23 protein-coding genes are annotated in these 26,295 nt (G+C 57.2%); 9 read left to right on the top strand and 14 right to left on the bottom strand.

Annotated elements, in window-relative coordinates; all coding sequences use genetic code 11:
• Positions 1 to 3: 3 nt before the first annotated feature.
• The 8 genes from IFT71_RS19365 to IFT71_RS19330 all read right to left on the bottom strand — a co-directional run bounded on the left by IFT71_RS19365 (position 4) and on the right by IFT71_RS19330 (position 9,104).
• Positions 4 to 912 carry a hypothetical protein gene (locus tag IFT71_RS19365; RefSeq protein WP_192143018.1) on the bottom strand — a complete coding sequence of 303 codons (909 nt, stop codon included), beginning with the start codon at positions 910 to 912 and terminating at the stop codon, positions 4 to 6.
• Positions 909 to 2,738: a hypothetical protein gene (locus IFT71_RS19360; protein WP_206757468.1), complete on the bottom strand. Its 1,830-nt coding sequence runs from the start codon at positions 2,736 to 2,738 to the stop codon at positions 909 to 911. The genes IFT71_RS19365 and IFT71_RS19360 overlap by 4 nt, the downstream gene beginning before the upstream one ends.
• A gap of 11 nt (positions 2,739 to 2,749) precedes the next feature.
• Positions 2,750 to 3,205: a very short patch repair endonuclease gene (locus IFT71_RS19355; RefSeq protein ID WP_192143014.1), complete on the bottom strand. Its 456-nt coding sequence runs from the start codon at positions 3,203 to 3,205 to the stop codon at positions 2,750 to 2,752.
• 10 nt (positions 3,206 to 3,215) lie between these two features.
• Positions 3,216 to 3,440: a hypothetical protein gene (locus tag IFT71_RS19350; protein ID WP_192143012.1), complete on the bottom strand. Its 225-nt coding sequence runs from the start codon at positions 3,438 to 3,440 to the stop codon at positions 3,216 to 3,218.
• Positions 3,441 to 3,612: 172 nt separating this feature from the next.
• A complete protein-coding gene (locus IFT71_RS19345; RefSeq protein ID WP_192143010.1) occupies positions 3,613 to 4,308 on the bottom strand; it encodes a hypothetical protein in 696 nt (231 codons plus the stop codon).
• Between the two features lies 1 nt (position 4,309).
• A complete protein-coding gene (locus IFT71_RS19340; protein WP_192143008.1) occupies positions 4,310 to 5,515 on the bottom strand; it encodes a hypothetical protein in 1,206 nt (401 codons plus the stop codon).
• Entirely contained in the window at positions 5,493 to 7,754 is a 2,262-nt protein-coding gene (locus tag IFT71_RS19335) for an ATP-binding protein (protein ID WP_192143006.1), read from the bottom strand. The genes IFT71_RS19340 and IFT71_RS19335 overlap by 23 nt, the downstream gene beginning before the upstream one ends.
• Before the next feature lie 120 nt (positions 7,755 to 7,874).
• The gene (locus IFT71_RS19330; RefSeq protein WP_192143004.1) at positions 7,875 to 9,104 is read right to left on the bottom strand and encodes an RES domain-containing protein; all 1,230 of its coding nucleotides are present in this window, start codon (positions 9,102 to 9,104) and stop codon (positions 7,875 to 7,877) included.
• Between the two features lie 261 nt (positions 9,105 to 9,365).
• Between IFT71_RS19330 and IFT71_RS19325 the strand changes: the two genes are divergently transcribed.
• Both IFT71_RS19325 and IFT71_RS19320 read left to right on the top strand, forming a co-directional pair.
• Positions 9,366 to 10,379: a hypothetical protein gene (locus IFT71_RS19325; protein ID WP_192143002.1), complete on the top strand. Its 1,014-nt coding sequence runs from the start codon at positions 9,366 to 9,368 to the stop codon at positions 10,377 to 10,379.
• A gap of 432 nt (positions 10,380 to 10,811) precedes the next feature.
• Positions 10,812 to 11,465, top strand: coding sequence for a hypothetical protein (locus IFT71_RS19320; RefSeq protein WP_192143000.1), 654 nt, complete (start codon positions 10,812 to 10,814; stop codon positions 11,463 to 11,465).
• A gap of 701 nt (positions 11,466 to 12,166) precedes the next feature.
• Here IFT71_RS19320 and IFT71_RS19315 read toward each other — a convergent pair.
• Positions 12,167 to 14,170, bottom strand: a complete 2,004-nt coding sequence (locus tag IFT71_RS19315; protein ID WP_192142998.1) for a serine hydrolase domain-containing protein — start codon at positions 14,168 to 14,170, stop codon at positions 12,167 to 12,169.
• Positions 14,171 to 14,639: 469 nt separating this feature from the next.
• A complete protein-coding gene (locus tag IFT71_RS19310) occupies positions 14,640 to 17,168 on the bottom strand; it encodes a prolyl oligopeptidase family serine peptidase (RefSeq protein WP_192142996.1) in 2,529 nt (842 codons plus the stop codon).
• 491 nt (positions 17,169 to 17,659) lie between these two features.
• On the opposite strand from IFT71_RS19310, the gene IFT71_RS21185 reads away from it, so the two are divergent.
• Positions 17,660 to 18,592 (top strand): hypothetical protein, encoded by a 933-nt coding sequence (locus IFT71_RS21185; protein WP_197976238.1) that lies wholly within the window; start codon positions 17,660 to 17,662, stop codon positions 18,590 to 18,592.
• A gap of 432 nt (positions 18,593 to 19,024) precedes the next feature.
• Positions 19,025 to 19,411: a hypothetical protein gene (locus tag IFT71_RS19300; protein WP_192142994.1), complete on the top strand. Its 387-nt coding sequence runs from the start codon at positions 19,025 to 19,027 to the stop codon at positions 19,409 to 19,411.
• A 502-nt stretch (positions 19,412 to 19,913) separates the two neighbouring features.
• On the opposite strand, the gene IFT71_RS19295 is transcribed toward IFT71_RS19300, so the two are convergent.
• From IFT71_RS19295 to IFT71_RS19285, 3 genes are all read right to left on the bottom strand, one after another.
• Complete coding sequence (locus tag IFT71_RS19295) at positions 19,914 to 20,255, bottom strand: hypothetical protein (RefSeq protein ID WP_192142992.1); 342 nt, start codon at positions 20,253 to 20,255, stop codon at positions 19,914 to 19,916.
• A gap of 201 nt (positions 20,256 to 20,456) precedes the next feature.
• Positions 20,457 to 21,770: a S41 family peptidase gene (locus IFT71_RS19290; protein ID WP_274602355.1), complete on the bottom strand. Its 1,314-nt coding sequence runs from the start codon at positions 21,768 to 21,770 to the stop codon at positions 20,457 to 20,459.
• Positions 21,771 to 21,800: 30 nt separating this feature from the next.
• Positions 21,801 to 22,289 carry a MarR family winged helix-turn-helix transcriptional regulator gene (locus IFT71_RS19285; protein ID WP_244655068.1) on the bottom strand — a complete coding sequence of 163 codons (489 nt, stop codon included), beginning with the start codon at positions 22,287 to 22,289 and terminating at the stop codon, positions 21,801 to 21,803.
• Between the two features lie 882 nt (positions 22,290 to 23,171).
• Between IFT71_RS19285 and IFT71_RS21645 the strand changes: the two genes are divergently transcribed.
• The 5 genes from IFT71_RS21645 to IFT71_RS19260 all read left to right on the top strand — a co-directional run bounded on the left by IFT71_RS21645 (position 23,172) and on the right by IFT71_RS19260 (position 25,810).
• A complete protein-coding gene (locus tag IFT71_RS21645; protein WP_192099902.1) occupies positions 23,172 to 23,687 on the top strand; it encodes a DUF2975 domain-containing protein in 516 nt (171 codons plus the stop codon).
• On the top strand, positions 23,687 to 23,905 hold the full coding sequence (locus tag IFT71_RS19275; protein WP_192142984.1) for a helix-turn-helix domain-containing protein: 219 nt from the start codon (positions 23,687 to 23,689) through the stop codon (positions 23,903 to 23,905). Before IFT71_RS21645 ends, IFT71_RS19275 begins: the two co-directional genes overlap by 1 nt.
• A complete protein-coding gene (locus tag IFT71_RS19270) occupies positions 23,902 to 24,741 on the top strand; it encodes a hypothetical protein (RefSeq protein WP_192099904.1) in 840 nt (279 codons plus the stop codon). The genes IFT71_RS19275 and IFT71_RS19270 overlap by 4 nt, the downstream gene beginning before the upstream one ends.
• On the top strand, positions 24,738 to 25,208 hold the full coding sequence (locus tag IFT71_RS19265) for a hypothetical protein (protein WP_192142982.1): 471 nt from the start codon (positions 24,738 to 24,740) through the stop codon (positions 25,206 to 25,208). Before IFT71_RS19270 ends, IFT71_RS19265 begins: the two co-directional genes overlap by 4 nt.
• A gap of 137 nt (positions 25,209 to 25,345) precedes the next feature.
• On the top strand, positions 25,346 to 25,810 hold the full coding sequence (locus tag IFT71_RS19260; RefSeq protein WP_192099906.1) for a hypothetical protein: 465 nt from the start codon (positions 25,346 to 25,348) through the stop codon (positions 25,808 to 25,810).
• 198 nt (positions 25,811 to 26,008) lie between these two features.
• Here IFT71_RS19260 and IFT71_RS21255 read toward each other — a convergent pair.
• On the bottom strand, positions 26,009 to 26,295 hold a 287-nt coding region (locus IFT71_RS21255), incomplete at its 5' end, for a hypothetical protein (protein ID WP_206757467.1).

The following is a 26,295-nucleotide window of genomic DNA, read 5'->3' as shown; positions in this document are numbered from 1 at the left end:
CTGTTATATCGCTCGGACCACCGACAGCCGGTCTTGAAGCAGCGCGCGCAGCTTAGCCGTGTCGTTCCCGAGTTTTTTCAAATCTTCTAGCCCTAGTGGGGAGTCGTTTCCGAGCTGTTTTGCCAACGTCGCAAGTGGACTAGCGGGGTCGATGCTATCCAGATCTTTCCAATCAGCGAAGCTCATCAACATGATAGTCAATATTATCTCCGCCGCCAGCATTGGCTGTAGTGCATCACCGACAGGAGAATTGATCATCTTATTGTGCGCGTCGATATGCACGTAAACGGTCGCGACAGAGCTTCCATCTTCCATTTCGCCAGCGATCCCGCCGGCATAATCGACTGCAAAAAATGTCTTTGCGGGAAAGCCGGCTGCTTTCCAGGCTTCGTCTGTCCGGGTTTGAAGGTCGAAAAGCGCGGGCATCGTTCGCGAGCGAAGTAGAAACGCCTTACGAGCAAGCCAATGACCCGGAACGAAGGGGGTACCGGGAACAGGATCACGATCTGTCGCCAGGCATAGAGCAAGCGTGATTTGAAGGTTACGCCCTCCGCCAAGCCTTTCCAAAAGGTCGGGTTCAAGTACGATTTCTGCCGGTATCGTGGCAGAAAGGCTATGACGAGCCACGACCTCGGAACGCTTCAAAAAAGCGTGCCTCGCAATTAGTACGAGCTCCAGATCTCCGCTGGCCAAACCTTCCGGCATCCAGATTTCTGGGGCGACCATGTTGATGTACACGATCGGTTCGAGCTTCTGAAAATCGATCTCGTCCAGATCGAACGACGTATCGAAAAGTGTGTCGTCGTTCGCGAAAAGGCGGATGCCTGAATCGTCCAACGCATTCTCTGCCTTGGCTGTCTCGAAAAACGGACGAACATCTCTAGGCTCGGTACGGTGCCATGCGATAGTCATTGGCTGGCCTCCACTGGTTCGACTTCCGGCACAAAGCGTACCGTCCAAAGGGCATCGTAAAGGTCCGTCTCGCAGTCGAACCGCGCAGGTTTCGATTGGGTCAGCTCGAATACCTTCCAACCTGGCCGGTCAGTATCGTCCGTCATCGAGACATCGGATGTCAGGTTGACGACGATCGGATCGCCCGTGGTCCCGTCTTCAATCACAGGGCATGTTACCCGAACTCGAGCCATCAGGCTGTCTGCGTTCTCGTCGGCTTTCAGTTTGACGTTGAAAGACGCTTTCAGGCGCAGTTCCGTGCCGCTCGCTTCTGCGCGAGGCTCTTGATCGTAAGTCAAATGGATCGGCGCGGTCGAAGGCTCAGGGTTTGGCTGCGGCCCCTTCTTCGATGGCGTCAAAAAATTCGCCAAGGTTCTTTCGAGAACAGAAAGTCTCTTCGGCCGTGGCGGCGGAGGTGGGGACGCCGACCCCTGACACTGTTTCAACGATCGGCGAATGCCGTTCAGCACTTTGACAACGATTTCGCGCTTTCGACCGGACTGGTCTTGCAGGCGGCGGGCATCGCGATCCCATCGATCATGAGCTGGAGGTTCAGCCGCACGAAGGATGTCGTCGATGTCGTCTGCGCCGAAGAAGGCGCCGGCCATCGCAGGCGTACCTACCGTCCATTGGCGGTGGTAGGCGACAACCATCAAGGGGCTCCGAATGAGCGCCACGGCGTCGATCCGCTCCTCCGGAACCAAGGCTTGATCCTTCTCGTCTCGGTCCAAGACGACGAAGCCCAGATTGCCGATGCTCAGACCTTCGAATTTGTTGAACGGCTTTTTGAACGTACGCTTGCCGTCTGCCGGCGATTTGCCGGTGGCCGTCTCGAATGCCTCGAGGAACGGTTTCAGATCCTCACGCTTCCGTGGTCGCGGAAATGAAATGTCGCCCGCGGCGTCCACTACCCGAATGTCCAAAAGATTGCTGAGAAGCCGAGGCCACCACCAATCTTCGATACCGAGCAAGATTCCCGCTGTATCGACGACTGCGTCGACGATCAGTACGGATGTCCCCAGATCGTCGTCACCACGTGCTTCAAAACCAAGCTTCTCCGCAAGGGCGTCAGCCTCACCGTCACGAAGAGGCGCCACAATTTGGTGAGCATGCGCGTGAGTTTCTGTGACATCTCGCCCGAACCAAGCTCGACCGGTATATCCGCCATCGCCGTGCTTGTGTTTGCGATAATAACCGCACCCAAAAAGCAGGGACATCGCCTTGCCGCTTCCATCGACCGTCCTGCTGTAGGCGTAGATAGTGAGTATAGCGGAGTTGGAGCTGTAAACCGACTTACCGAAGCCGTACGAGCCGCCAGTACCATGCTCGCTATGTTCCTTGCCGCCATCACCAAGGGACAGCAAAAAGCGGCTGAATTTGGAATCCGAGTCTTCCGGGTCCCCGGCAAGGCCTGTTGTATTATGATCGTTGACGAAAAGAAGGTTCAAAGCCTTCTTACCATCACCCAAGGTGGAGATGCAGTTCGGCTCCTTGAAGCCGAGCTTGTCGGACCGTGACCCGATAGCGTTCAATCCGGCTGCAGCTACAAAGGCAGCCTTCTCTTTGCCCTTGATCGCCTTGGCAACAAACTCGACACGAACCTTCTGTTCGCCGTCCGCGTGTGCATCGACGCTATTTTGAATGGCCTCACGCGCCAGCACCGAAGCCGGTGCCATGCCGGACGAAGCAAGGGTATTTGTGAAAGCTTCGCCTGTGGCACCGCCCATAGGAGGGTTGTTTTCGAACACCCACTCGCTCGACGACGGTACCGCCTCCAGCTTGATCACGCCCTTCGCCATTATATCCCCTGCTTATCGTCGATTGGACGCGTCTCTAGAACGCGCTCTTGACCCTGTAAAAATGTCTCTGTTGCGTCGAGGACACTTTGCGGATCTTTAAGGCTGCACTGCCAGATGGTCATCACACGCCATCCGGCTTCATTCAACTCGCGGACTTTCCTTGCGTCCCGCTCTCGGTTCGCTGACAGCTTCGCTGCCCAAAACTCGGTCCGGGTCTTGGGCAGGCGGCATAGTTTGCAATTGTGGCCATGCCAGAAACATCCATGGACAAAGAGCACCGCCTGTCTGCCGGGAAATACGATGTCGGGCGTTCCGGGGAGTCCCTTCCGATGCAGGCGATAGCGCCATCCGCGGGCGTGAAGGAGGCGGCGGACCACCAGTTCTGGTTTCGTGTTGCGCTGACCGACGCGCGCCATCAATGCGCTTCGGCGCTCCGGTGAAAGAGTGTCGGCCATGCTGTAGCGCTCAGTCGAGACTGAACGTCTGCTCCGACATGCTAGCAGTCTTGGAAAATCGCGCTTTGGTCGCGTCCGTGGCCTTCTGAAGTGCCGTTACTATTTTTTGAGCGTCTTCTTCGGTGAATTCGTAGGCTGCCGTGTTCGACAAATTACCTATCAGACGCATCTGGTCGATCGCCTTGGCAACGCGCCGATTAGCCAACTGAACGAACTTGGAGCGTTTGTCTCTCACTTCGGATCCCTTAGAAGGCTCGACATTCTTAAAATATGCAAAAAATGTCAACACATTTGCCAAATGTACAGCGTGCTCCGCTTGTGGACAGGCCGAAACGGCTGCCCCGAGCCCGAATTTCAAGCGTCGGAGCTGTGTCGGTAGCAGCTAGGTTCAGTTGGGCGATCCCGGACTATCGGATGATCTGAAACTCTTCGATGGTCTCAAACGCCGACTTTAGTACCGATGCCGCGGGCTCTTTTGCACCCCGCTCTGCATGTTCGCGTAAATCCTCAAATCCGATAAAGCCGTAAAGCGCTAAAACGAGGCAAATTGCCATCTGCACCTCATCCTTTGCGGCAAGTGGCCAAGTGGGATATCTTACCGACGTTTGAAATGCCTCTGGTATATCCTCTGCATCTTTGTCACCGAACGAACGGCAGGGTTGCGAATGGTGATAGGCGTGGTTTGCCCCCCTTTCGGGTGTTTCAAACCGGTAACCGCAGAAGATCGGTATTCGCGAGCGTCCGCCGTCGGAACGTTTTGTTCCTGCGGGGGGATCGACCATCGTCCATACGCCGTAATTTATTCGGCAATGTTCCCTGTTTGCTTCTCTGTACCAGAGTAGCGTCGTCGCAGCGATTGCCCCACCCTCCCCATTGGGAGGGCGTATCCGCATCATGTGGGGAGGATGCTCCAATCGATCGGGCGGCCGTGGCGATCTAAGCTGTTCTATTTCGGCCTGGCTCAGCAACGTGCCTGCGGCGTCCAAGGCGGCGTCTAGATCACGTTCGGTTTTGCGCGTCTTATCCTTCTCCCATTCGCGAAAGTAGATATGCAGCCAATGATAAATGACCCCAAGTGCCGCTCGTTTTCCCTGCCACGTCATGTCAGATCTCAAGTAGCCGGCGTCGAGGCTCGTATTCTAAACCGTCAAAAGGCTTCACCCACCGCCGTCCATAGCGACCTTGATAATCTGATCGAAATTCCTCCGCTTCCGGTATCGGAACAAAGATTGAACGGTCCTCGGCAAAGGCAATATTCGGTACCGATCTGACCGTCGCCTTGGATCGTAGCTCGCGGATACTCTCATGACGGTCCAATTTTGGCCACCATAAACTGGCCTTTCCAAGCCAAAGCTCAGATTCGAGGAACGCGCATTCATTTCGTAGCGGTTCGACGATAGCTTCTAACCCGGCAAGTGGGACACGCTGCCACACGGCAGGGTCAGCTGGGTCACCGAATTCGGGGTCCATCAAGAAGGGGAGGCGCTCAAGTAAATGTGGTATATCGACTAATAGATCCTGTGGACCCAATACCATGCGCGAAAGCCATTTAGCCGTTCTTGCCACGGCGAGCGCGGCAGCACGTCCCGGTTTCGTCATAATCAGTCGAGCGATATCCTTGCTCTCGATCTGCTGACCCAGGAACTGATGAAATGTAGTCGCGACCAGATCGTCAGATGTTTTGCCGTCTCGATTCAGATGCTCATAAACTTCGTCGGGTAATGCGTTCAAAACCTCGTCAGGCATTCCAATGAATTCTATAACGGAGGAATCGAGTCCCTTGTCCCCTAATTTCAAAGATAGCGTCTTCCTGCTTTTTATAAGATCGGAAATGCTATCCCAGTACCAGGGTTTAAATTCTCCTACGGTGACGCTTCTCCATAAGCCGGGTTTATCGACGGCTATAGCAGCTACGTTTATATCTGCGTAGCTGTTCGGATGGCCAGACAGGCGAAGATCGAAATGTGCGCTACGATTGTACTGGTTCATAACAACGACATAACCGACATCGGCCAAGATTCGGCATAAGCGCGCTAGTTCTTCGCCCGTGTGGCGCGCATTGTCATCACCGAACATCACGAGATCGTAATCGACAACTAAAACGTCATTTCCGTCGAATCCGCAGTGTTCCTCCTCACGATTGCGGCCCTCTCGGAGTGCACGCAAACGGGCGAAAAGCTCTTTGAATGCTCCAGGATGATCCACGAGTGGGCTGGGAGCCGGGAATGTAGTAGGGACGGCCGCAGATATTCCTCGAACCCATCGGTCCGAATTCGCCTGTTCGTCCTCACAGATCAGGATGGTTGTCATTGTCCATTGTCCATTCGAGTTCGAAAGTTGTGTTCCAGCCAGTATCAGGCGTTACGAACCTTGCGGTACTGCCGCGTTGGTCGGCAATCATACGAACAATCGTTAAGCCCAGCCCCATTCCACCGAGACCCAACGCCGCTCGTTCTTCTGATACCTGCCGCTGCCGCCCGAACGGTTCGAACATCGCCTGCTGGCGTTTTAACTCAATGCCTACACCGATATCGTTGACATGCAGTCGGCACCTTCGTCCTTGGCGTGAGCCGGTAATACCGATCCGGGGGCTTGCTACGTCGAGCATCGCGTTGCTGGCATTCGTAAGGACGTTCTGTAGTAGGGCGTGCCATTCGGCGTGTGTGGCGGGCGGCAGGTAGATGTCTGCAGATATATCAATGTCGATAGCGACATTCGGCAGAAGCGTACGTATGCTTCTTTTGACTTCAGCCACCACACCCTTCAACCGCATGGGCGCAGCACGTTCGCGATCATCGTGCTCCAACAATGGCGAAAAAACCTTTCGTGATGCCTCTAGTCGGTCAATCCAAGCTTCCAGCTCAGCAATAGCATTCGTAATATCTGGCAATCCGTAGCCCGTCAGCTCCGTTCGAAGTTTCTCGATCAGCTCGCGGGCTGCGCCGATTTCTCTTCTATTCTCGTGTTCCATCGCCAATGCCGCCATTCCTGCGGCTGCCAAAGGACCCAGCAAAGCACGAGCCGCGTCGTCGGATCGCTTCTGCTGCTCGACGACCACATCCAATGACTTGAATTCGTGTCGAAGCTCGCCGACACTTTCATCAAAGGGGAATCGATTGGCGATCTCCTCGACAAGATGCTCGACTCTGCGAAAAGTCGCGCTGACAGGCTCTGACGGGCGGTCGAATAGTTCGCGTTTCGCTTCACGAGCACGGTTGCGAGTGGCATAATAATCGAGGGATTGCCGAACCGCTGCTTGCAATGTCTCGTACGCCGCATTCGCTACAAGGCGATCGCGGGTAACCAAAATTTGGAGGTAGTCACCTCCGCCTGCGCCTTTCGGGTCCGTCGACTGTCGCTCCCGTCCGGTATCGACGTTGACGACACCGATCAATCGCTGCTGATTGGGTAAGTCGTTGAGACCACGATCTTCTTGTAATCGTGCCGGGAGTAAGCTGGACCGCGACTTGCGGAGAGCGTGGTCTCGATCAATTTCCAGCCAGTCGCTTTCGGTGCCGTAGTAAGGCAACCGGAAGCCGCTATCGAAGAGCATCACCCCAAACTTCTTGAAATATTCCCGGGCGTCATAAACAGAAACTCCCCCGGCCTGCCGACCAACCAGCCGGTAAACACGTATCTGCCAGGACGCGTTCTCGATCAAAGGCGGATGATCGAATGTCTCATGATAGGTATCGCCGTCGGAAAACCGAATTTTGACGATCGATTTACATGTATCTCCGTCCCTGAAAAGCTCGCCTTCTACAGCCGCCTCCCAGTTGTCGAGTGCAGCGCGCATTTGCGTTGCGAACTCGTTGTCGTATCCCGGAAGCGTCGATTGAAAGATGATCTCAAAAGAGTCGGCTCTGCGGCCAGTCGAGACATTTCCAAATCGAGGGAATGGCGAGTTAAGTTTCCACAGTTCGCGACCGAGTTCCGCAACTTGCTCCTTGTCCCAAGTTTGATTTAGCCGCTCCAGAATAACCTTGGTTCCTGTCAAGCTATTGTCAGGAAAAACAATGCGATCTGATGATTCCTTGCGGTATCTCGCCATGGCCTCCGTAAGGCCGGCCGCGGTGGCTGTCTCGTCCCAATCCACGAGTGCATGCACTGCCTGCACGGCAGCGGCGCTAGCCGTGAAAAGTTGCATTTTATGAGCCAGGAACTGAGCTGCTAACCGCCCTACACCTTTCGACCCGGTCACCGGCCTTCTGAATGTCGGGCTTGCTCCGCGCGTTCGCTTATGGGTGCTCCCAATGGTCATCCACAGTGATGAAAACTCGTCCTCGGTCATACCGTGGCCGTTGTCGGAAACGGTGATTCGGGTGGGTCCAAGTCCGATTATGCATTTTGTCGCGTCGGCGTCGTATGCGTTCTTCACCAACTCGGCGAGCGCGATATGGGGGGCTCCAACCAAACGCTCGCCCAGCTCACGGATCAGCGCTGCATCGGCCTTGAACTTGATAGGTACGTAACCGGGGTTTCCGCTTTCCTGCTCGAACGTCCCGAGCTCTCCCGCGGTCGGGGCCGCACCAGGCGCTTTTATTTCCATCAGCGTCCCCCCAGGTAAACTTACATATTCACTTTGCCTGCACCCATCACAGTCGTGCGACCCGGTCAACCGACGAGGAGCTGGCATTCCTGCCCGTTGGCGACGTGACGCAGGTCACCATCAATGCTCTGTCGCAATGTACGACCGACGCGTTTCCTGGATGGCCATTGCAATGTCGGCAAATTCATATGTAAGCTTGGTCACTTGGCGAACGGCTGCGGTGCTGTCGTCATAGACAAAGTCCGCAGGGTTGAAGGCGCACAGGTTTTTTCCCTGCCCGACTGAGCTGCGATACGTCACACCCTCGAAGCCGCGCCGGATCAGAATGTCGGTAAGCAACTGGGTAACGGCGTAGCGATGACGTTCCTCCGGCACGATCGGCGTGCTTAGCAGAGTGTCGATATGGTAGATGGCCGCAAACGTCGCCAAACGCTCATCGTTGGCGGCAAAGCCCGCGATCGGCACATCGAAATTGGCGACGCGCAGCTGGTGCGAAGGTTTGAAACCGCCGATCGAGAGCAGTTGAGCTGGATGGGGCCGGATCTCGGCCAGTGCGGTGTCGATTTCGGAGGCGACGTACAGCACCGATACGCCTTGACGGTTCATGCGGTTGGCATTGGCTTTCGCCGGGGCCAACGCTCCGAGGGCTTCACCCTTGTATGGCACGGCGATACGGTGGACCCGGTGATCGCCGATATGGACCGCCTCCTCTGCAACGCCGATCCTCGATCTGAACCATGATCGGTCTGGCTCTACGACATCTTCGATCTCGCCCGACACGGCGTCGATGAGATCGCCCATCGCTCCCTCCAGAGCATGGAAGTTTTCTGTTTTTAGGCGCCGGATAATCTCGTCGAGCTGGGCGTCGGCCGTGTTGCGGATCGCAAACAGCAACCCGCGCCCATAATGATCGTCGTGCCCCGCGTGGAGCGAGATGCCCGGGCCTTCGGTGCCGTCATCGTTATCCCAGACGATCCGATGGATCAATTCGTCATTCAGCGTGTCGGGCCCACCATGATTCAGGATCGGGTTCTCTTCCCCTAGAAGAACTGTATCCACATCTGAGCCACCCCAATGCGGATTATAGAATTCCTCATCAATGTGCAGCCGGATCAGTGCGCGAATGAGGTCGCGTGCCTCGCGAAACCGCTTCGGGTTGAACACCTGCTTGGTCGTCGAGCCGCAGGCCCCGCATGCACCAACGGTCAGATCACCCGTGACAAGCGCGTTAAGTTCGGGATGCTTCGCGCACTCAGCGCAGATACTGACAAGCTCGGACGGTACATCATAGATGTCGATCGGAGCGCTGTCGCCCCGATCGACCGTCGGTGCATTATAGTCGGCCGTCATAGAAACTCTTCCCCTGCATGTTCCCGAAAGTGCTCATGATCGGCGACATAAGCGGCGACCATATCGATGGAGGCGTGACGGTTCGAGGTCGCGGGTATCCCCGCGTGTCCTAATCGTCCATCCCGCTTCCACGCGTCATCGATCCGGTCGCGTCACCCGGCTCGCAATCGGTCCGAGGTACTTGTACCTCGATCTGTAGGATGACACGCTGGTCCATCGGGCTTTCGCACCCTCCCGTCAGCAGCTATCGAGAACCGACCCATGCAGATCGTCAGCAACCAGTCGGAATGTACGGCCGCCTTCCGTTTCTGGGCGGACACGCTGATCGGGAACGCCAGGCTCGCGGATTACGGCTGGATCATCGAGGGCAGCGGCGTCGTGTTCACCAACTACGGACATGGCAGACCTGGAGAGATAACCAGGGAGGTGATGCTGGGGTACGATCCGGAGACGGACTCCTCGACGGTGAAGATCGTCGTTCCCAATGCGTCCAAGCGAGACAAGGGTCCTGCGACGGTACTCGCCACGGACGAAGAAGGACGACGACATCTCCTCCGGGAGGGCAGGCTCACTGCGAACAAGATCTCTGGCTTCGTGATCGAGCGGTTCGCCGAGCTCAGCGGCCTACCCGACGTTCCCCTGTTCCTGGGTGACGAGAGATCTGAAAGACGCTGGTACGTCGTAGCGGATCTCGATGCTGCCCCCGAGAGGATCATGGCTCAGGCATCCGCCTTCACCAACGCCTGTGCGCTGGCTCGCAGCATGGCGGGCGGAGGCCGGATGGTTGCGGATGCGGATGCGGAGGCGGCAAACGAGAACAGGCCGACGTACGGTGCAGACGAGAAGGGACGCCTGACGACGCGGACGCAGCCCGGGGGCACGACCGAGGTCCGAGCGCTTCAGGGCTACGTGTACCATGCTCTTAAGAAGCTAGTCGGCCCCGAGCTCAAGAAGCCCAAGGCCAACGGCTACTGCGTTGACGCGATGATCGAACCGGCCAATCTCCTCATTGAGATTAAGACCGGCACATCGGCGCAGTGTATCTACGAAGCCGTCGGGCAGCTCAGACTCTATCCTCGCCTGGTAAACATAGCCGGGGCTCCGCAGCAGGTGCTGCTCATTCCCGATGAACGACCGTTGAAGCCGATCATGACTGCGGCGGTCGGCGATGCGGGGATCGCTATCTTCACCTACAGCATCGACGACAGTGGAAGAAAGCCGCGCATCTCCTTCCCAGACGAATTCATCCAGCGTTGTCGAACGAGGGCCGGGTAAGGTCGTCGCGCTTGGCTGCGATCTCGCCCCGCGCGCGAAGACCTACGAGGGTAGGTTGCACCGCCGCGATCGGGCGATGCCGCATTGGGCCATGTAGGGGTATTTGCCCGTGTCCGCATCGATTCCTGTGGCTGGAAGCCACCGCAGAACCGACCTGCTTTCGCCTCGTACCAAGAAGCCCGTTGCCAGAACGTGGCGTTCGCATACACGTCGGAGAACGCAGCTTTTGGATGGCGCCGTCGCGTCGTTAGCGTGCTGTTTCTTCTGCCCAACACTGTCTCGGCGAGCAGGAGAGCTCTTGATGTGCGGACGGCGAGCTGGCCTTCAAGGATTGGACCGCCTTGACGGGCGGCTGAGAGCCGCACAGTCCGAGGCTTCATTCGGTCGCCAAGAGATGGTGATCGTTCTGCTGCGACCCGCTGGAGAGTACCCTTGCCGAACGAAGACGACTTCGAGATTCCGATGCATCCCAACGATCGTACGGACGTCTTCAAGCTCTGCCTTCATGAGCTTGGCCACTTCCTGCTAGCCCAGCAGTTCGGTGCCGACGTGCAGGGCATCACGATCCGCTTCACCGATCGGGAAAACTTTCTCGGGCACTGTGCGATGAACATCGTGCGTCCGCTCGCACATACTGCGGACATCCGCTCGTACCTCGGGGATCGTGTCTGCATTCTGATGGCGGGTACCCTTGCGGAGCAGATGACGTTCGACCCTATTACGTTGAAGATCAACGACGTCGCGGCCTGGGCTCGATATGCCTCCGTGGCGTATGAACGATCGGACTCGTCTCGGTCCGACCGGAAGAAGGGAGAGGAACTCCTACGGGTTCTGCTTCTCATGGATTGTCCTCCCATTGGGCAGGATGCGGCCGAACTTAACAGAGCGCTGACCGCCATAACCGCCAGTTTATGGGAACGGACGATCGGCATCCTCGAGGAACGCGCACCCAAGATGTTCGTGGTCGCCAACCTGATGTTCGACGAAATGAAATTCCGCGGCGTAAGCGTGGAGTTCCCAACCGCGAAGCTTAAGCAGTTGTTCGAAACGGAGGCGGAAGATTCGGAACGTCCGGGGACTTTTTGAGAGGCGGTTCTCTTGCCCCCCATACTCCGGGGATGGTGAGAGCCGCTCGACAGGACACGCCAGCCCTCTGGAGATCTTTGGGGGCACGGCAAGCACGATCAAGTCGGATGCCTACCGCGAAAAAGAGCCGGGGCTATGACGGACACCAGCATGCAACCTCGCACCGCGTCGGGCGGGCAATCGTTCGCACAGATAACTCTCGCCGGCCCAGCAGCAGTTAGCCCCCTGCCCTACCATCAGCAGATGGCGTTGTTGATTGACGCGATACCAGTGCATCTTAGGTATACCCGCAGCGTACTTCTCTAATCTGGTCTGTTTTGCGGCAAAAATTTACGCATAAGAATCTGGTCAATTTGCCCAGTTGGTCCGGCTTAAGCCTGAACCAAAAAGGACCAAACGGCACCCGTTCAAACGGCACCTCAGGAGGCATTGTTCGCGGCACCAGGGGGGTCTCAGCTTGATCGAACCCAAGCTGAATTGTTCAGATTCTCAAAAAGGATCAAATAACGGGACGGCCTCAGCCGTTCCAAATGGCGTGATATGGGACAAAGCGGCCCTTCGCTGAGCCTCACCAAGATGACCGCTTCCCGCGTATGATCTGCCGGTCGGTTAGTTATGCGTGGCAATGTCCCTCACTCAAACATCAACCAAAGCTGGATATGCCCCAATCTCACGAGATGAAGATGATGATCCAAACCGGCTCAATCATTCACCGCTTCATAAGGGTACTCGTGCTGGCCATCCTGGATCACTAGCGACTGGTTCCCCGGCCCGGAGTCTGTCGCGAATTCATAACCACCGCTTGCAGGTGCGACCGTAACGTAGGACGTGGTGCCATCTGAGTTGCGCTTGGATGCGACCTCACTCTCCCATCCAGTAAAATGAAAAATGCGCCGCCCCCCCGCGGCCCGCACGATCAACCGACCTAGCTCGGGGCTCCTATATTCCCGCTTCAGATGAAGTGCGTCTGGCGGCGTAGTCAACTCGGCCCTGCGTTGCCGCAACTTGCCAAGCCGCATGGCGGCAGCACTCTCCACATCACTTTGCGCCTGGGGAACGCCGTCATACAGAACCTCCAGCAACCTTCGCATGAACGGTGCCAGCAACTGGCTGCCGCTGTCTGCGTTGGTAAGAAGCACGGCCCCGATTCCAGCTTGAGGAATGAAGATCACATCTGACTGGTAGCCCGGCATGCCACCGCCATGGTGGAATACAGGCACCCCCCATGTGGTATCTTCGACCAGCCCTAGTCCGTAACGGCTATTCTTGCCGATCGACACGCCCGGCTTTCGTCGTTCGTCCACGTTTGCCCGCGAAAAGAGCTGGCGCCCCTCGGGGGAGGTGCCAGAGAGAAGCTCGTTCCTGACATACAAGGCCATGTCATGCACAGACGACCAGGCACCGCCGGCCGGCCGGTAGGGAGCAATCAGATACTCAAATGCCGGGTTGGCCGGTACGTTTGCACCATCAAGGTCTTCCCCGTGTGGCGATGCATGATCACCGGACAAAGCGATATCAGTCGAGAATGTGGTATCTGCCATGCCCAACGGCCTGAACACCTTGTCCCGCATCGCACGATCGTAGGCAGCCCCGATCTCCTCGTCGGGATACAGCACATGCCCTGCGACGTAGCCTGCTGCCGCTGCCAGTGTATTGCTGTATTGAAAAGTCGAGCCGAAGCCGCTGGTGGGGTTAGTCGTCGCCAGTTCGCTGAATACGATCGAGGCTGGCGTTTCGCGTGATCTCCCGAAGGTCCATTCAAAATCTCGCCGAGGAAGGCCAGTGCATGCGCAGATCAGGTGTCTGACGAGCACCCGGGATGTGAGGTCGCGGTCACCCAGCTTGAAGGCCGGATATGCCCTGACAACCGGCTGATCCCACGACAGACGCCTCTCATCAACCAGCTTGGCGAGGAGCAATGTCGTCATCCCCTTCGTGTTTGATGCCACTAGGAACCGGGTATGCATATCGATCTGCTCTGGTCGCCTCACCTCACGGATGCCGAGACCACCTTCATAAACGATCTGGCGATCTTGGATCAGAGCCAGGGCAGCACCCGGGATTTCAAGCCGCTTCATGGCGTCGGTCACGAACGCCTCAATGCTTTGCACGCGCTCAGCGTCCAGCTTATGGGCATGCCTGCCTGCGAAGCTCTCCCTGACGTAGCCAGCGGGCTGCAGCGTGTCCCATACTAAGCCGAATGCTGCACCGCGTCGCTCGGCGACGTCCTCCGCAGAGCTTTGGATCAGCACAGTCCACCGGCCCTTGCTCAAGTGTGGGGCAGCCACAACCACCGTGTGCAGCGATGGCGGGACCTGATAGTCGACAATGGCACTTGCATCCCATCCATCTCGCCCAGCGCGATTTGAAACAAGACGAACGGGCCAAGGTCGGCTAGGACCAAGCACCTGCCATGCCGACGCGGCCGCAGTAGCGGCGTTTGGCTGCGCGCCGACCTCAACAATGGCGATGAAGTTGGCCCGCTCGGCAGGGCGGAGGATGGTTGCCTGCTCGCGCCGCTCGACGCTCCATCCTTCAGGCTCTCTGAATTCGGCCATCTGGGGTACTGGATCGGAGGCTGCCCCGGTCTTTAGCTCAAGCTTGGCAAATTCAGCTAACGTCGCTTGCGCGTGCGCACCACAAAAGAAGGAAGGAACGGTACAGACCGCTGCTCCTGCTGCAAATACAGTCCAAGCGTGCTTCATGATCCAACTCTCATCCCGCGATCTGTCGTTCAACAACTCTATGATGGAAGATTTATCCCGCCGATCAAGCCGCTTACTATGCGAATTGGGAATTTGATCAACGATTGGAAACGCCTGACGCCCTGTCACTCTTTAGGAAAAGACTCCACCTCGTTAAATGTAGGGTTAGATTCATAGAACACCGGTGAGGGATCGGCAGCAAGCTTACAACCTTAAGTTGATTACAAGCCGGAGACGGAAATCATTCATCATCAAACGGCGGCTTAAGGCGATAATGGCCATCCCCGGCGCGTCACATGAATGACTTTGTCTAATCGGCACCCGCCATCTCAATTGGGATGGAATTTTGGGAATGTCTGGTTTGGAAAAGCAGACGAGTAACATTTGAACAATCCGACGATCTGTAATTCAAACACAACGAGCGGCGACCCTTTAATCTCCAGATTGAAACCAACCGCTCTAGAGCCCGTTAATGCGGCGCCGGATTCGGCGCGGTGTAGCGGTCCAGCCACGCTAGCGTCTCGCCATACACGTCACGAACGTTGGCAGGCGAGGCGGCCAAACTATGGTTTTCGCCCCAGTAGCGTAGCAATCGGGCGGTTTTTCCCTGACGGCTCAAGGCGAAAAAGAATGGTTCCACCTGCGCGAGCGGATCGCGCAGGTCGAGTTCGCCGTGGATCATAAGCAGCGGAGTATTAACGCGATCAACATGGGCCAGAGCAGACCCGCGCGCCCATCGTTCGGACGCAGCATAAGGCGGCATATCCCCGTAAGCGTTTTCGTAGATTGACCAGTTCGCCGACTTTTCGTCTTCGAAACCGGGATAGCCGCGTGCGGCGGGGTCAAACTGACCCCATGCTTGGGCCGGGTCAGTAATCCCCGCTACCGCGATTGCGGCGCGAAAACGGTCGCTTTGTGAGACGAGCGCATAAACGGTGTAGCCGCCAAAACTCTGCCCCATCACAGCAACCCGATCTGGATCTGCGATGCCAAGGGCAACAAGTTTGTCGATCGCAGGCATTACACCGCTGGGAAACGAGGCGTACACATCCTCCTTACCGTCGCGCGCAGTTGGAATCGATGGAACCAGTACGACATAACCGTGCGCTGCGTAGAGCTGGAGATTGTAGATCCCGGGGGCATAGCGGTTTAGCCAGAAATCATCCAATCCGCTCACCTGATACCCGCCATAGACCCAGGTAAGCACAGGATAGCGCCGGCCGGGCCTGTAATCAGGGGGAAGTATCACCGCTGCTTTAAGCGGGGTTCCAACCGTAGAGCTATAGTCGATAATCCGTCGTTCGCCCCACGCTACCGCATCGAGATGACGGTCGAGCGTCAACAGGTCCCGCTGGGCACCACTTTCCAGACGAGTGTCCCGTAGGAATAGACCCGCTGCCGTCTGTTCGCTCCAAATCAAACCGCGATTGTTGAACCCATGAATTTCACTCGGCGCAAGGCGCGCCGTGGCAACGAGACGCCCATTTGTCGCATCGATTTCGTCGAAGATTCCGTTCGTGGTGAGCAAGACCGTAGACGTCCGCTGCGCCGGATCTTCAGGGAACAGGATCGCGGCGTCCTTTCGCAATGCATTGCCGATCGGGATAAGCGAGGCAGATTTAGGGTCTAGTTTGGCAAGGCGACCATCGGCCGCAGCCGTTAACACGCCATCAGTACGCCGACGGAAAGTGGCAGGGCTTGCCGTCAGCGCCGCAGTAACATTTACCGGGGCGCGTTCACGGGTCGCAAGCCACCAATCATCCCGTTTCCCATCTTTTTGGCGTGCGCGAAGAAGTAGGTGTTTTGCGTCGCTCCAAAGCGCGATCGGCCGCCCGGCTTTCTGACCGAGCGACGAGGTCGTTGTCACGAGGCCTTTGCCGATCCCGTCGACGGCTACCGAAGCGGCGTCCAGCACGAACGCCGTACTAGTTCGGTCCGAAACCGCACTGCGCGCGCGGAATGCGGCATGTCGACTATCAGGCGACCAATCGAGCATTTCCAGCGGCAACCTCGCCGCAGAAGGCAGGGCAACCCACCGTACTGGCGCGTTCGATGTGAGATCGACCACGCCTAGCCGCTTTTCGACATGCCAATCGCCATTATTGAATGGTGGGGCGACGCCGTTCGTGAAGGGCAGCTTTCGTACCGGCGCTAAAATTGAAATTCGCCGCAGATCTGGTGCAATCGATACCGTCAGTTCGCCCGAGAAGGGATAGATCGGCACGTCAGCTACTGGAGCCGTAATACCGCTCCGCGCATCTACGATCGTTAGTGTCGCGCGCCACTGCGCCTCATCGCGGGGGACACGCGCCTCCCCGCTGCCAACCGCCGTGACGGTCGGCGTACGCCCGTCTCGTAGGGCCGCACGCGTCCGCACCACCTCATCGAACGGGCGGCCATACTGGTCCAACAGTGCGGAAACCTGACCTGACGGCAACATCAGTGCGACCAATCGATGATCGTCAAGCCAAGCGAAACCGGCATTTTCGTCGTCCGAGCGGCACGTGTGCGCGATAGACCCGCCGTCAGCGCCGCCACGCACGTCGAGCGGGTAAAGGCCCGACCCGTAGCGGCCCTGAGTCATGACAGCAGCTGAAGACAATCGGCGGAGATGTCCGCCAGCGCGGTCCCACACGTAGAGCCTGACGTTGTCGCCACCGCGAGGCTCGACGCCCTCTGGACTGGTCGAAAGCATCGCAAGCATCCGTCCATCAGGCGACCAGGTTGCGCACCAAAAGCCCGCAGCGTTTGCCGCGCCGTTGGACAGATTGCGCCGCTCGCCAGTTCGACGTGAAACCAGCCAGACGTCGGACCGCGAGGGATCGGTTTCGTAGGCATTGCGCCCCGCCGTCTCCCCCGCACGTGCAGGCCGTGGGACTACGGCGGCCACCCACTCCCCATCCGGGGATGGTGTCACTCGGTCGAGCGCAACGGTATCGAGAACGTCGTCGATCGTGAGCGCGCGGCGCGCTGGCGCCATGCCAAGCAGCAGCGTCATGAGAACGCCGCCAAGCACCTTTTCTAATCTCACGTCGATCCTCCTGCGACATTCGGGACTTCGCCGTCGCTGCCGCTGCTTGACCAGAGCCCAAAACGCCGATGTCCTTAGCGTGGCAGGGCACCAGGTGGACGGCAAGATCGGCTTTCAAAAATGAAGGGCGGTGGAGAAGGCGTCGGTGTTATCGTAATCGATCCAAAGTAAAAATGGCGGGGCTGGTAACGATGACTATTAGCGCGATCAGAAGGCCGCCACGTACCGTACGCGTTTACAGCGCGGGAAGCCGCCAAAAGCCGAACCTGACATAGATGATACTATCTTTGCGTTGAGGGGCCCTTTTACGTTACACAATCGAACATGACCCACACGCTGATCGGATATGCCTGCTGCTCCACTGACAAGCAGGACTTAACCGCCCAGCAGGACGCACTTGCGAAGCTCAGCGTCGCGCCCGATCGCATCTTTAGCTCTTGAGGGATAAACGAATACTTATGATGCTTCCTATCCTACTAGCTGCCGCTTCAGTGTCTACACCGCCCTGTGCGACAGGAGCATGGACCACAAAGGCTAGCGGACAGACGATTTTCAAACTGGAAATTGAAAACAACTCGACTGGCACAACAGCAATATGGACCCGGCCCGATCATTTTGAGTTTGATGGCGACACCTTCTCAAACATAGATGGCCACGTGGTTCGACGTGTGGCTAGCGAAGCGCACGTCAATGATGGTGACCTTATCCTCAGCTTTGAGGATCCTGAGCCCAATTCAACGCCTGACATACTCCGCGTTCGTTGCGCGCAGGTAGGACATATTTCCGTTACCTTTATGGGGCCGGACTTCGATCCTTTTGACTTTGAAAAAACGTCGAGTAACGAAGCGCAACTAGGACCATGGGACGCCAAGACAGCCTACACGCGGGAGATCTTACGCAAGACAAACGTAGAAATGACTCACATATTTGATGCTGATCAAGCCGATCGCCAAGCTGAGCATATCAATCGGTCCGTTGTCGGGCCAGCGGACGAAAAACGCAGGCGACGCACGCAAGAACTGCTAGACTCCGGGGCGCTTCAAAGTGGCGAAGACTTTTACCACGCGGCCTTTATATTTCAGCATGGCAGCAAAGCTGATGATTATTTAAAGGCCCACCTATTATCAATGGTAGCTGCAGCTAGAGGGAATGCGGGAGCGATCTGGATATCTGCAGCGACGCTCGACAGATATCTTCGGGCCATTGGCAGACCGCAAGTGCTGGGTACCCAATTCACGGCACCCAAGGGCAGCCCGGCAACTCAAGAGCCTTACGACCGCAACCTTATATCCGATGCCATGCGCAAGGCGCTTCGTGTCCCGCCATTGGCGGAGCAGGAGAAGTATCGACAGGACTACACTATGCACGAAGCTAAGAGCAGGACTCCGTGAGGTCGCGCCGGAGAGAGGTGACTCAGGGAATCTGAACAGCAGGGATAGGTGGATTGCTGATCTGACAGCGGCCATGCTGGCCGCGAGCAGGAGGCAAGATAAGCAAGCGACCGCGACGGAGCCACAGCCCGGCGTTCGAGGCGACGGTAGCGTTAGCTGCCGTGAAGGGGCGAAGGCGCTAGCCGCATCGTCCGATACACGACAGTGCCCACGCTCCTTTGACGCAATTAGGGTCGGCCCCGGCCACGATCGTCACATCTGCTAATGGACGATAGCGACCGAGCCGGCTTTCCTACAAACGAACGGCGAACGGGACAGCTCAGGCCGTCTCACAAGGGAGCAAATTTCGAGAAAGCTGGCGTTCAATGCCGCACCTGATATCGTTCGCTGCATCGTCGCTTGTAGCCAACAGGCGGGTAAGCCGGAGAGTACATGCTGATTCTAATGACTGCTTTGCTCGTGGCTCAACAAGTCACTGTCGAATCCGAGCAAAAGGAAATCGTGGTCGTCGGGCAGCGGTTGTCCCATTGGACAGGTAAGTATGCAATCCGGGGAAGCAAGCTACGCTGCATTACCAAGACCTCAAGCGGCGATCGGGAAATAGACGCTCTTGGTTGCGGAGCGTTTGATGCCTGTGCCGATCAGTTGGCATATCGAATTGCCGCGACCGACGAAAAGACTCTTTCAAAAGAAGTCCGCCTTTCGATGAAGGAAAGCGTCAAGCACGATCTTTCTATCTGCGTTGCCGAAAAGCGGGTAGTTTTAATAGGAGAGCTTGCAAAGAAGCGCCATGGTATCCGTGGATCAAGGCCTAGTTAGCGTCTGGATTAAATATCTTTCCGGCGATGCGGCTTAGTACCGTAATTGGATCACGACCGTTACCATATCCGTACTGAGCCGCCTCCTGCCTGTTGCAGCGCCTTTCGCCTTCGAAGATGCCACATCGGCCAGCAGGTCTTAAAGCATCTGAACCTGTCATTGCTTCACCAACGGATCGACCTCGGTCGCTTACCCGTTCCTCTGGAAGCGGCGATCTATAATTTCCTTTTTTTCTTCCACAGACGACAATTTCGTCACCCGACACGTCATCGTTGCATCGTTCGACAGTGAGGGCCGACATCGCGGCGCTGCGACGGCGCGGTATATTTGCAAGGTCGAAATTTTGAGCATCGGATAGAGCCGGCGCTGTTTGCAGAGCAACAAGTATCCAGAGAACCATGTGCTAAGTAACTTTCAAGAACACCTGTTTACATTAGACTTTGAATTTGCTCGTTCTAATCCAGTGAATTTTATTATTACCTAAGTCGCCTGAATTATTTAATCAGAACCGCCACTTGAAAGTTACTGCTGCGGCAGGTGCCACGGCTATTGGGCTTGAGCCTTGAATAACATGGACCTTTGTTTCCGCATTGAGCGGTCCAGCGAACTCTCCGCGAAGCGGCTTTGGTGCGTATCTGGCCTTATCGGCTTGAGATATCCAGATGTTCATGTTCTTAGGAGCGCAAACGATTACTTCCTCTGACGAGCTGCGTTCCACGCATGTTGCGTCTTTATGGTGAACTTTTTCAAGATCGAAATCAGTCATCTTCGGTGTAATGACAGTCTGACCACTTGATGCTGCAAAAGAGGCAGTCACGACCGCAGCGATCACGTCAATTACCATGAAGCATTCCATACTAGCACGGCCTCACCTCCCAACATGGCGTCAACTTCCGGGTTGATTGAGGGCGGCCATGTCGCATCCATCTTCGGCATCATTCGGGGCAATAACATGGCTGGCTTGCGGAAAAGCATTGGTTTGTCTCCGTTCGCAGTCGCCGCGCCTCCATCCCGTTCCAGTTTCGCTAGAGGCGCAGCGTGATCCTTACTTGCTAGGATCAGGGCCAATGAGGTCCTTAAACTTACCGGCCGGGTCGAGCCCGATCGCGACGAGCAAGGTGTGATCGGGGTAGACGAGGCTGAACTCGTCGTACCCAAACCCATCAGGCCGTCGAAAGCGGATGGCCTGTGGAACGCCGAGCGGCTGTAGGCGGCGATGTGCGTCCACAAACGCTGCGCGGCCTGCATCCAAGATGTCCGGTGGCAGCAACGTGTAATCAGGCTCGGGCGCGGCACGGCCGGCCAGAAGACGGCGCAGCATCGCCTCCCCGCCCTTGAGCGGCACGGTCCGGGGCGTGAAGACTGAGACGGGTGATGCCGCTTCGATCGTAGCGGCAGCGGGCGCTTGACCGAGGCGGCGCAGCGTAGTCGCGAGCGCATCGGCGGCGGGGACCTTGAGATCGGGCTGCACGCCACGTCCTTCCCAATTCGATCCGGTAACGGGGCTTTCGGCACGACCAGCAGGGATAAACGCCGTGACACCGCGCCCGATCGAAACACGCTCCCCAGGGTTCGCGCCGCCACCGGTCACCTCGCCGACCACGGTGCCGAGCTTTAGCGTCTGCATGTCGTAGGCGAGCTCCTCGCCGCCCGAAAAGGTGTTGCCGCTCGTAAGGACATAGGCGGGCACACCGGCGAAGCTGACAGGGGTCGGCTCGCTGAAGAAGGGCTTGCGCGTGAGGTTGGTCGTACCCGCCTTACGCCAGATGATGCTGCTGATCCCGATCCGCTTGCCCGCTGGCACGAGATAGCTGACCAGGTAGCTTACCGACGCCGGATCGCCGCCACCGTTGCTGCGCACGTCGAGGATCAAGGCGCGACTGCCCTTCAACCCCGCCATGGCGCGGTCGAGCGCGGGTTTGAACGCCCAGGGATTGGCGAACCCGTCGATTTGGAGGTAGCCGATCCCGCCGGGCAGCCGATCAGCGCGGACGATCCCGGCCTCGCCGTCTGGCAGCAACGCGACGCTCAGCTCTGGTCGGCTGGTTGTGTCGAACACCATCAGATGCTTGTCGGTCATGACGCCGCGTAGGTCGTCGGTCAGTCGTGTGGTGAACGCGGGCAGGTCCACAATCCGATCGTAGGCGCCTGAGGTTGCGGCGCCGGTGATCGCGGCGGCCCCCTTCTCACCGACAACCGGATATATGTATTTTCTGCGCAACTCGGTCGACAAGTGCGCCACAATCTCACGACGTGCGGCTGCGTCGAGGTTCGAAGCCAGTGCAGGCGTAGCCGTGGCCGTAGCCGTTTGAGCACCGGCAGACGGTGGCACGGATAAAGCTAAAAAAGGGAGGAGCATCATGAGGGCATGGTGACGGCGGGACATCGATTACTCCATGGTCGATTTGAGAGCGGCGAGGCGCATTGGGATCGATGACGCATCAAGCTGGGCGTCGAAGCGATCGAGAACTGAGATCAGAGAAGCGTCGATGTCCGCAAACAGGTCATCAAACAGGGCGTTGAGGTCCGTGTTGAAAGCGCTGAGCGCGGCAGCCTCGTGACGCGCCTTGTCTGTCGGGCTTAAGACCCGTCGTCGGCCATCGGACGGATCAGCGTTGACCTCGACCAAGCCGCGCTCTTGAAATTCCCGTGCCATGCGAACGATAAGAGGGTGAGACAATCGCAGGCGTCGCGAGATTTCTACCACCCCGATCTGTTGGTGCTCAACGATCAGCAACAACATCGAAGCGCCGCGCGGTGGAACGTCGAGGCCTAGCTGGAGAAGAACGCCACTTATCTGATCGACGATACGGTCCGACGAGCGACGCAGCCGATGCGCTAGGAATGCGCTTCCATGTGACTCGATGAAGTCGACCATCGTCAAAGGGTGTTCGGTAACAGGTTACGTGTCAAGTTACGTATGCTGGATCGTGTGGGTCCTCCGCGACTACCTCCTTCCGCTGTCAAATTTCTAATATCGAACGGTGCTTGAGGCGGCCGGAGCTTTCTCGAAAAGGAAGGGCCAGTGGGATAGCTGGCGTCGCTCAGTCGGCCCCGCCCTCATCTAAGGCGCTTTTCCCGAAATCTGTTCCCGAAATCATTTTCCCGAAATAGCTTCGCGGAGATGGAGTTTCGGGAAAGCCTAAGTGGCTGCGACAGGTCCACGTCGGGGCATCCACGTTCGGCAGCCCCGCCCTGCCCGCTCCGCTACAGATTGGGACAACGATCGATTTAGAGCCGATCTTTTTTAGGTATACCCGCAGCGTACTTCTCTAATCTGGTCCGTTTTGTGTCAAGAATTTGCGCATAAGAATCTGGTCAATTTGCCCAGTTGGTCCGGCTTAAGCCTGAACCAAGAAGGACCAAACGGCACCCGTTCAAACGGCACCTCAGCAGGCATTGTTCGCGGCACCAGGGGGGCTCAGCTTGATCGAACCCAAGCTGGATTGTTCAGATTCTGAAAAAGGATCGAATTCTGAGAAGGCGTTGGGCTTCCCGAAACGCGCAGATATCAGGGCTAATTGGCCCGGTCTGTCAGTGGTAAATGTCCGCATCACGGCTTGGCCGGAGTCTCGGAATTGCTGCTGTTTTGAGCCTGAACCACAGTAATTCTTGTAGCCCGATGCGGAATGCAGACGCTCTCTGGGTTCAGCGCTCGCCCAAACCGATAATGCCCGATCGGGCATTGTCCTGCCTCCCAAGATAGTTGACGGTTTATCGAAAAACAATATATATCGTTTTTCGATAAACGGAGGGCTGTGTGCAAGATCGTATTCTTGTCGTCGCAAACGGATTGGTACGGTTTGCGCACTGGCTGAACTGGGTGGTGGCATTCGGTTTTGTGATCGCAATCATCCTTTCGTTCGTGTTCGGCGACGCTTTGTCCGCGCAGATTTCTGCAAAATATCACGGCCGCCATGTAACTGAGACGATCGCCTTGCTGCGGGCCACAGGCATGCTCAGCATTGTCGTCTGCGTCGCGGTCTACCAGCTCTTCAGCCGCCTGTTGTCGATTATGGACACGGTACGCGCGGGCGACCCGTTCATCGTCGCCAACGCAGATCGGCTTCAGCGGATTGGCTGGGCTTTGTTCGCGATCCAGGTGCTTGATCTCGCATTCGGTGCGATCGTGTTCGCGCTTGATCGTCTTGGTATCGATCACGCAACATGGGTTCCCGGCTTTACCGGCTGGATCGGCGTGGTGATGCTCTTCGTGCTTGCCCGTGTGTTCCGCGTCGGTGCGGCGATGCGTGACGATCTGGCAATGACCGTCTGATGCCCGTTGTCGTCACATTCGACGACATGCTGGCGGCTCGGCGGATGACGTTGACCGAGCTATCGCAGGCGGTCGATATCACGATGGCGAACGTATCGATCCTGAAGACTGGCAAAGCGAAGGCGATCCGCTTCTCGACCCTGGAGGCAATCTGCGAGGTGCTCGACTGTCAGCCGGGTGACATCCTGAGTTTCACGCAAATGGGGGAAACGGATTGATCGAACTTGCGGAGAAAGCCGGAACGCGAAGGGGGATCGGCAGCGCGCTACGTGGTGTAGGGCGCGCCGTGCTCGAAACCTATCAGCATGGCGGGCGGACGATCGTGACCGCGCCGCTGATCCTGGGGATCGCTGTGCTGCCGGAATTCATGCAGCATGTCGCAGAGATCCATCTGGGTATGTTCGACTCCGCCGGGCGTTTCCGCGCGCTTGCTAACGATCCACTTCGCTGGGGTTTTGGCTACGTAAAGGTGGCAGGGTTCATGATCGCCATGCTCGCTGTCGCGCGGTTCTGGTCAGTGAGGTCGATCCCTCAAACACTACTGGTCCCGCCAGCAACTCTGCTGCGCGTCGCGGCGGGATTGATCATAGGGTTCGCTATTGCGTGGCCGTTCGCCTGGCTGGGCAAGCAAGGCTTGTCACCCGTGATCAATATACCTCTCCAGATCGTTTCTGCCGTGATTCAGGGGGGCTTTCTGATCTACGTCATTGGCGCGTTAGTGGAGGACGGGTCCGTGACGCCAAAGCGCGCTATGACGTCGCTGCTGCCTGCCGCGATCATGCTCAGCGTGCTGGTCGCTGTGGCATTCGCCCCATCGCAGGCGCTCCACATGGCCAACCACAAGCTGGCTTTGGGACAACCACTACCGATCGTGTGGATGCTCATGCTCTTCGATGCACTGTGGGTCGGACTATTTGCATCGCTGGTTGGCTCTGCAATGTTTGTCGGAGTGAGAACCGGGCTGACCTGGCGGGGGTGGACTGTGCATCCTAGTGATCTGAACCCGTCGGATGTTCATATTCTTGAAGGCGCAAAACGGAGTGCGGTTATATGACGCCGATAGTTCTGTTCTTGATGTGCTGGGCAGCCTTGATCGTGGCCGGGGACACACAGATCGGACGGTCGCTGCACAGTGTGATGGTGCAGCTACCCGCCGTTGCGGCAAACCGCCTTACACGGGGCAACGTCGCGATTGCGATCGCCGTTCTGTTATTGATCGTCTTGCACGTAACTGCCGAAGACGGTGATCGAATCCGCATGGCGGGCCTGGCCGTCCCTGAATTAGCCATTTGGCTTACAACCTTCGAAATCAGCACCGTCATTGAGGCGACTACTGGTTTAGCAGTAGCATGGGGGGCAATACGCCGAGTGAGCGTCTCAGCGGTACTTGCGATCCTTCCTTTTCGCTCTGCTGCACTTACAAAGGGTAAGGCTAGACGGGTTCGCCGCAATCGGCGCCGCAGTTGCGTTTCACCTGCGAACGACGATGAGGATGGAGCAGGACTGGCGCTGGCGGCATGAACTCCACGTTGCGTATCGGCCAACCAGCGTCGCACTTCCCGATTGAGAATCGAGTTTTGGGAATGAAAGTTTTCGGTGGGCACCCCCGCAATCCCGAAGGCCATTGGACTTCGTCGTCTTGATTGGCCGATAGATCGATGACAGCCTACGACTCAATAAATACGGTGGGACATCATATGCGTCTATTACTTATTAGCCTTGCACTCGCTGTTGGGGGCTGTGCGCAGGCACCCGAAAACGAGGTGGAGGCTGACGCAACGGCTAACATGTTAGAGCAAGCCACCTCACAGCCTGCTCCGGCATCCGAACCCGGCGACGCCATCGATGTGCCCAGCGACCCCGGTGTCGGCTACCGGCTTCTCGATGTAAGCCCCGGCAAAAACGGCAACCTGATTGCCATTTCGCGAAGGGTAGGGAAATCAGGTGTCAGCTATGCACGCCGAGAAATCGACTGTGCAGCGATGACTTTCCGCTATCTCGGCGAAGGCGACACCCTCGAACAAGCTAAGGCTGACAGCCCAAACCCGGGCGATATGGGTATGCTGACTGACGGCTCGATCAGTGATGTGATTTCTGAATATGCCTGTCAGAGGGCAAAGTAATCAATATAGCACGGCCGTTTTCATAGACCGATTGGTGATAGTGGCATGCGCGACCCTTCCGATTGAGAACGGCGATTTAGGCGCTGTCCTAAAGGGTCCGGTAATCGAGACAGGCATCCTGTAACGGTCGTGGCTGTTGAAAAATGCCGATCACCGCGCCCTCCCTGTGTCACAAGGGATCGTATATCGGGAAAGCCGCTACCCCCTTAGGGTTTGATCCGGGGGCGTTAGCGGGAACACCGCCGGATCAAAGGCAGCTACGTCCAATAGGTATGCGCGATCCTTCGCATCCGCCCAGCCTTCCGGCCAGTTTCCTAAAATCCAGACGCCTTGATCGAGCCATGCCAGTTCCAGGATCGACGGCCACGCCGTCAGCTCCGCGTTGTTGAAAGCGACATGCCCGGCATAGCCCCGTAGAAAGGTCGCCCACTCGGCAGGCGTCCATAATCGACCGGGAGCGGTGGAGAGATCGCAGTGGAACAGCA

The sequence above is a fragment of the Sphingomonas sp. CFBP 13733 genome, assembly GCF_014841795.1.
Lineage (GTDB): Bacteria > Pseudomonadota > Alphaproteobacteria > Sphingomonadales > Sphingomonadaceae > Sphingomonas > Sphingomonas aerolata.
The sequence above is the reverse complement of the archived record's forward strand: the minus strand, read 5'-3'. Positions and strand labels throughout refer to the sequence as shown.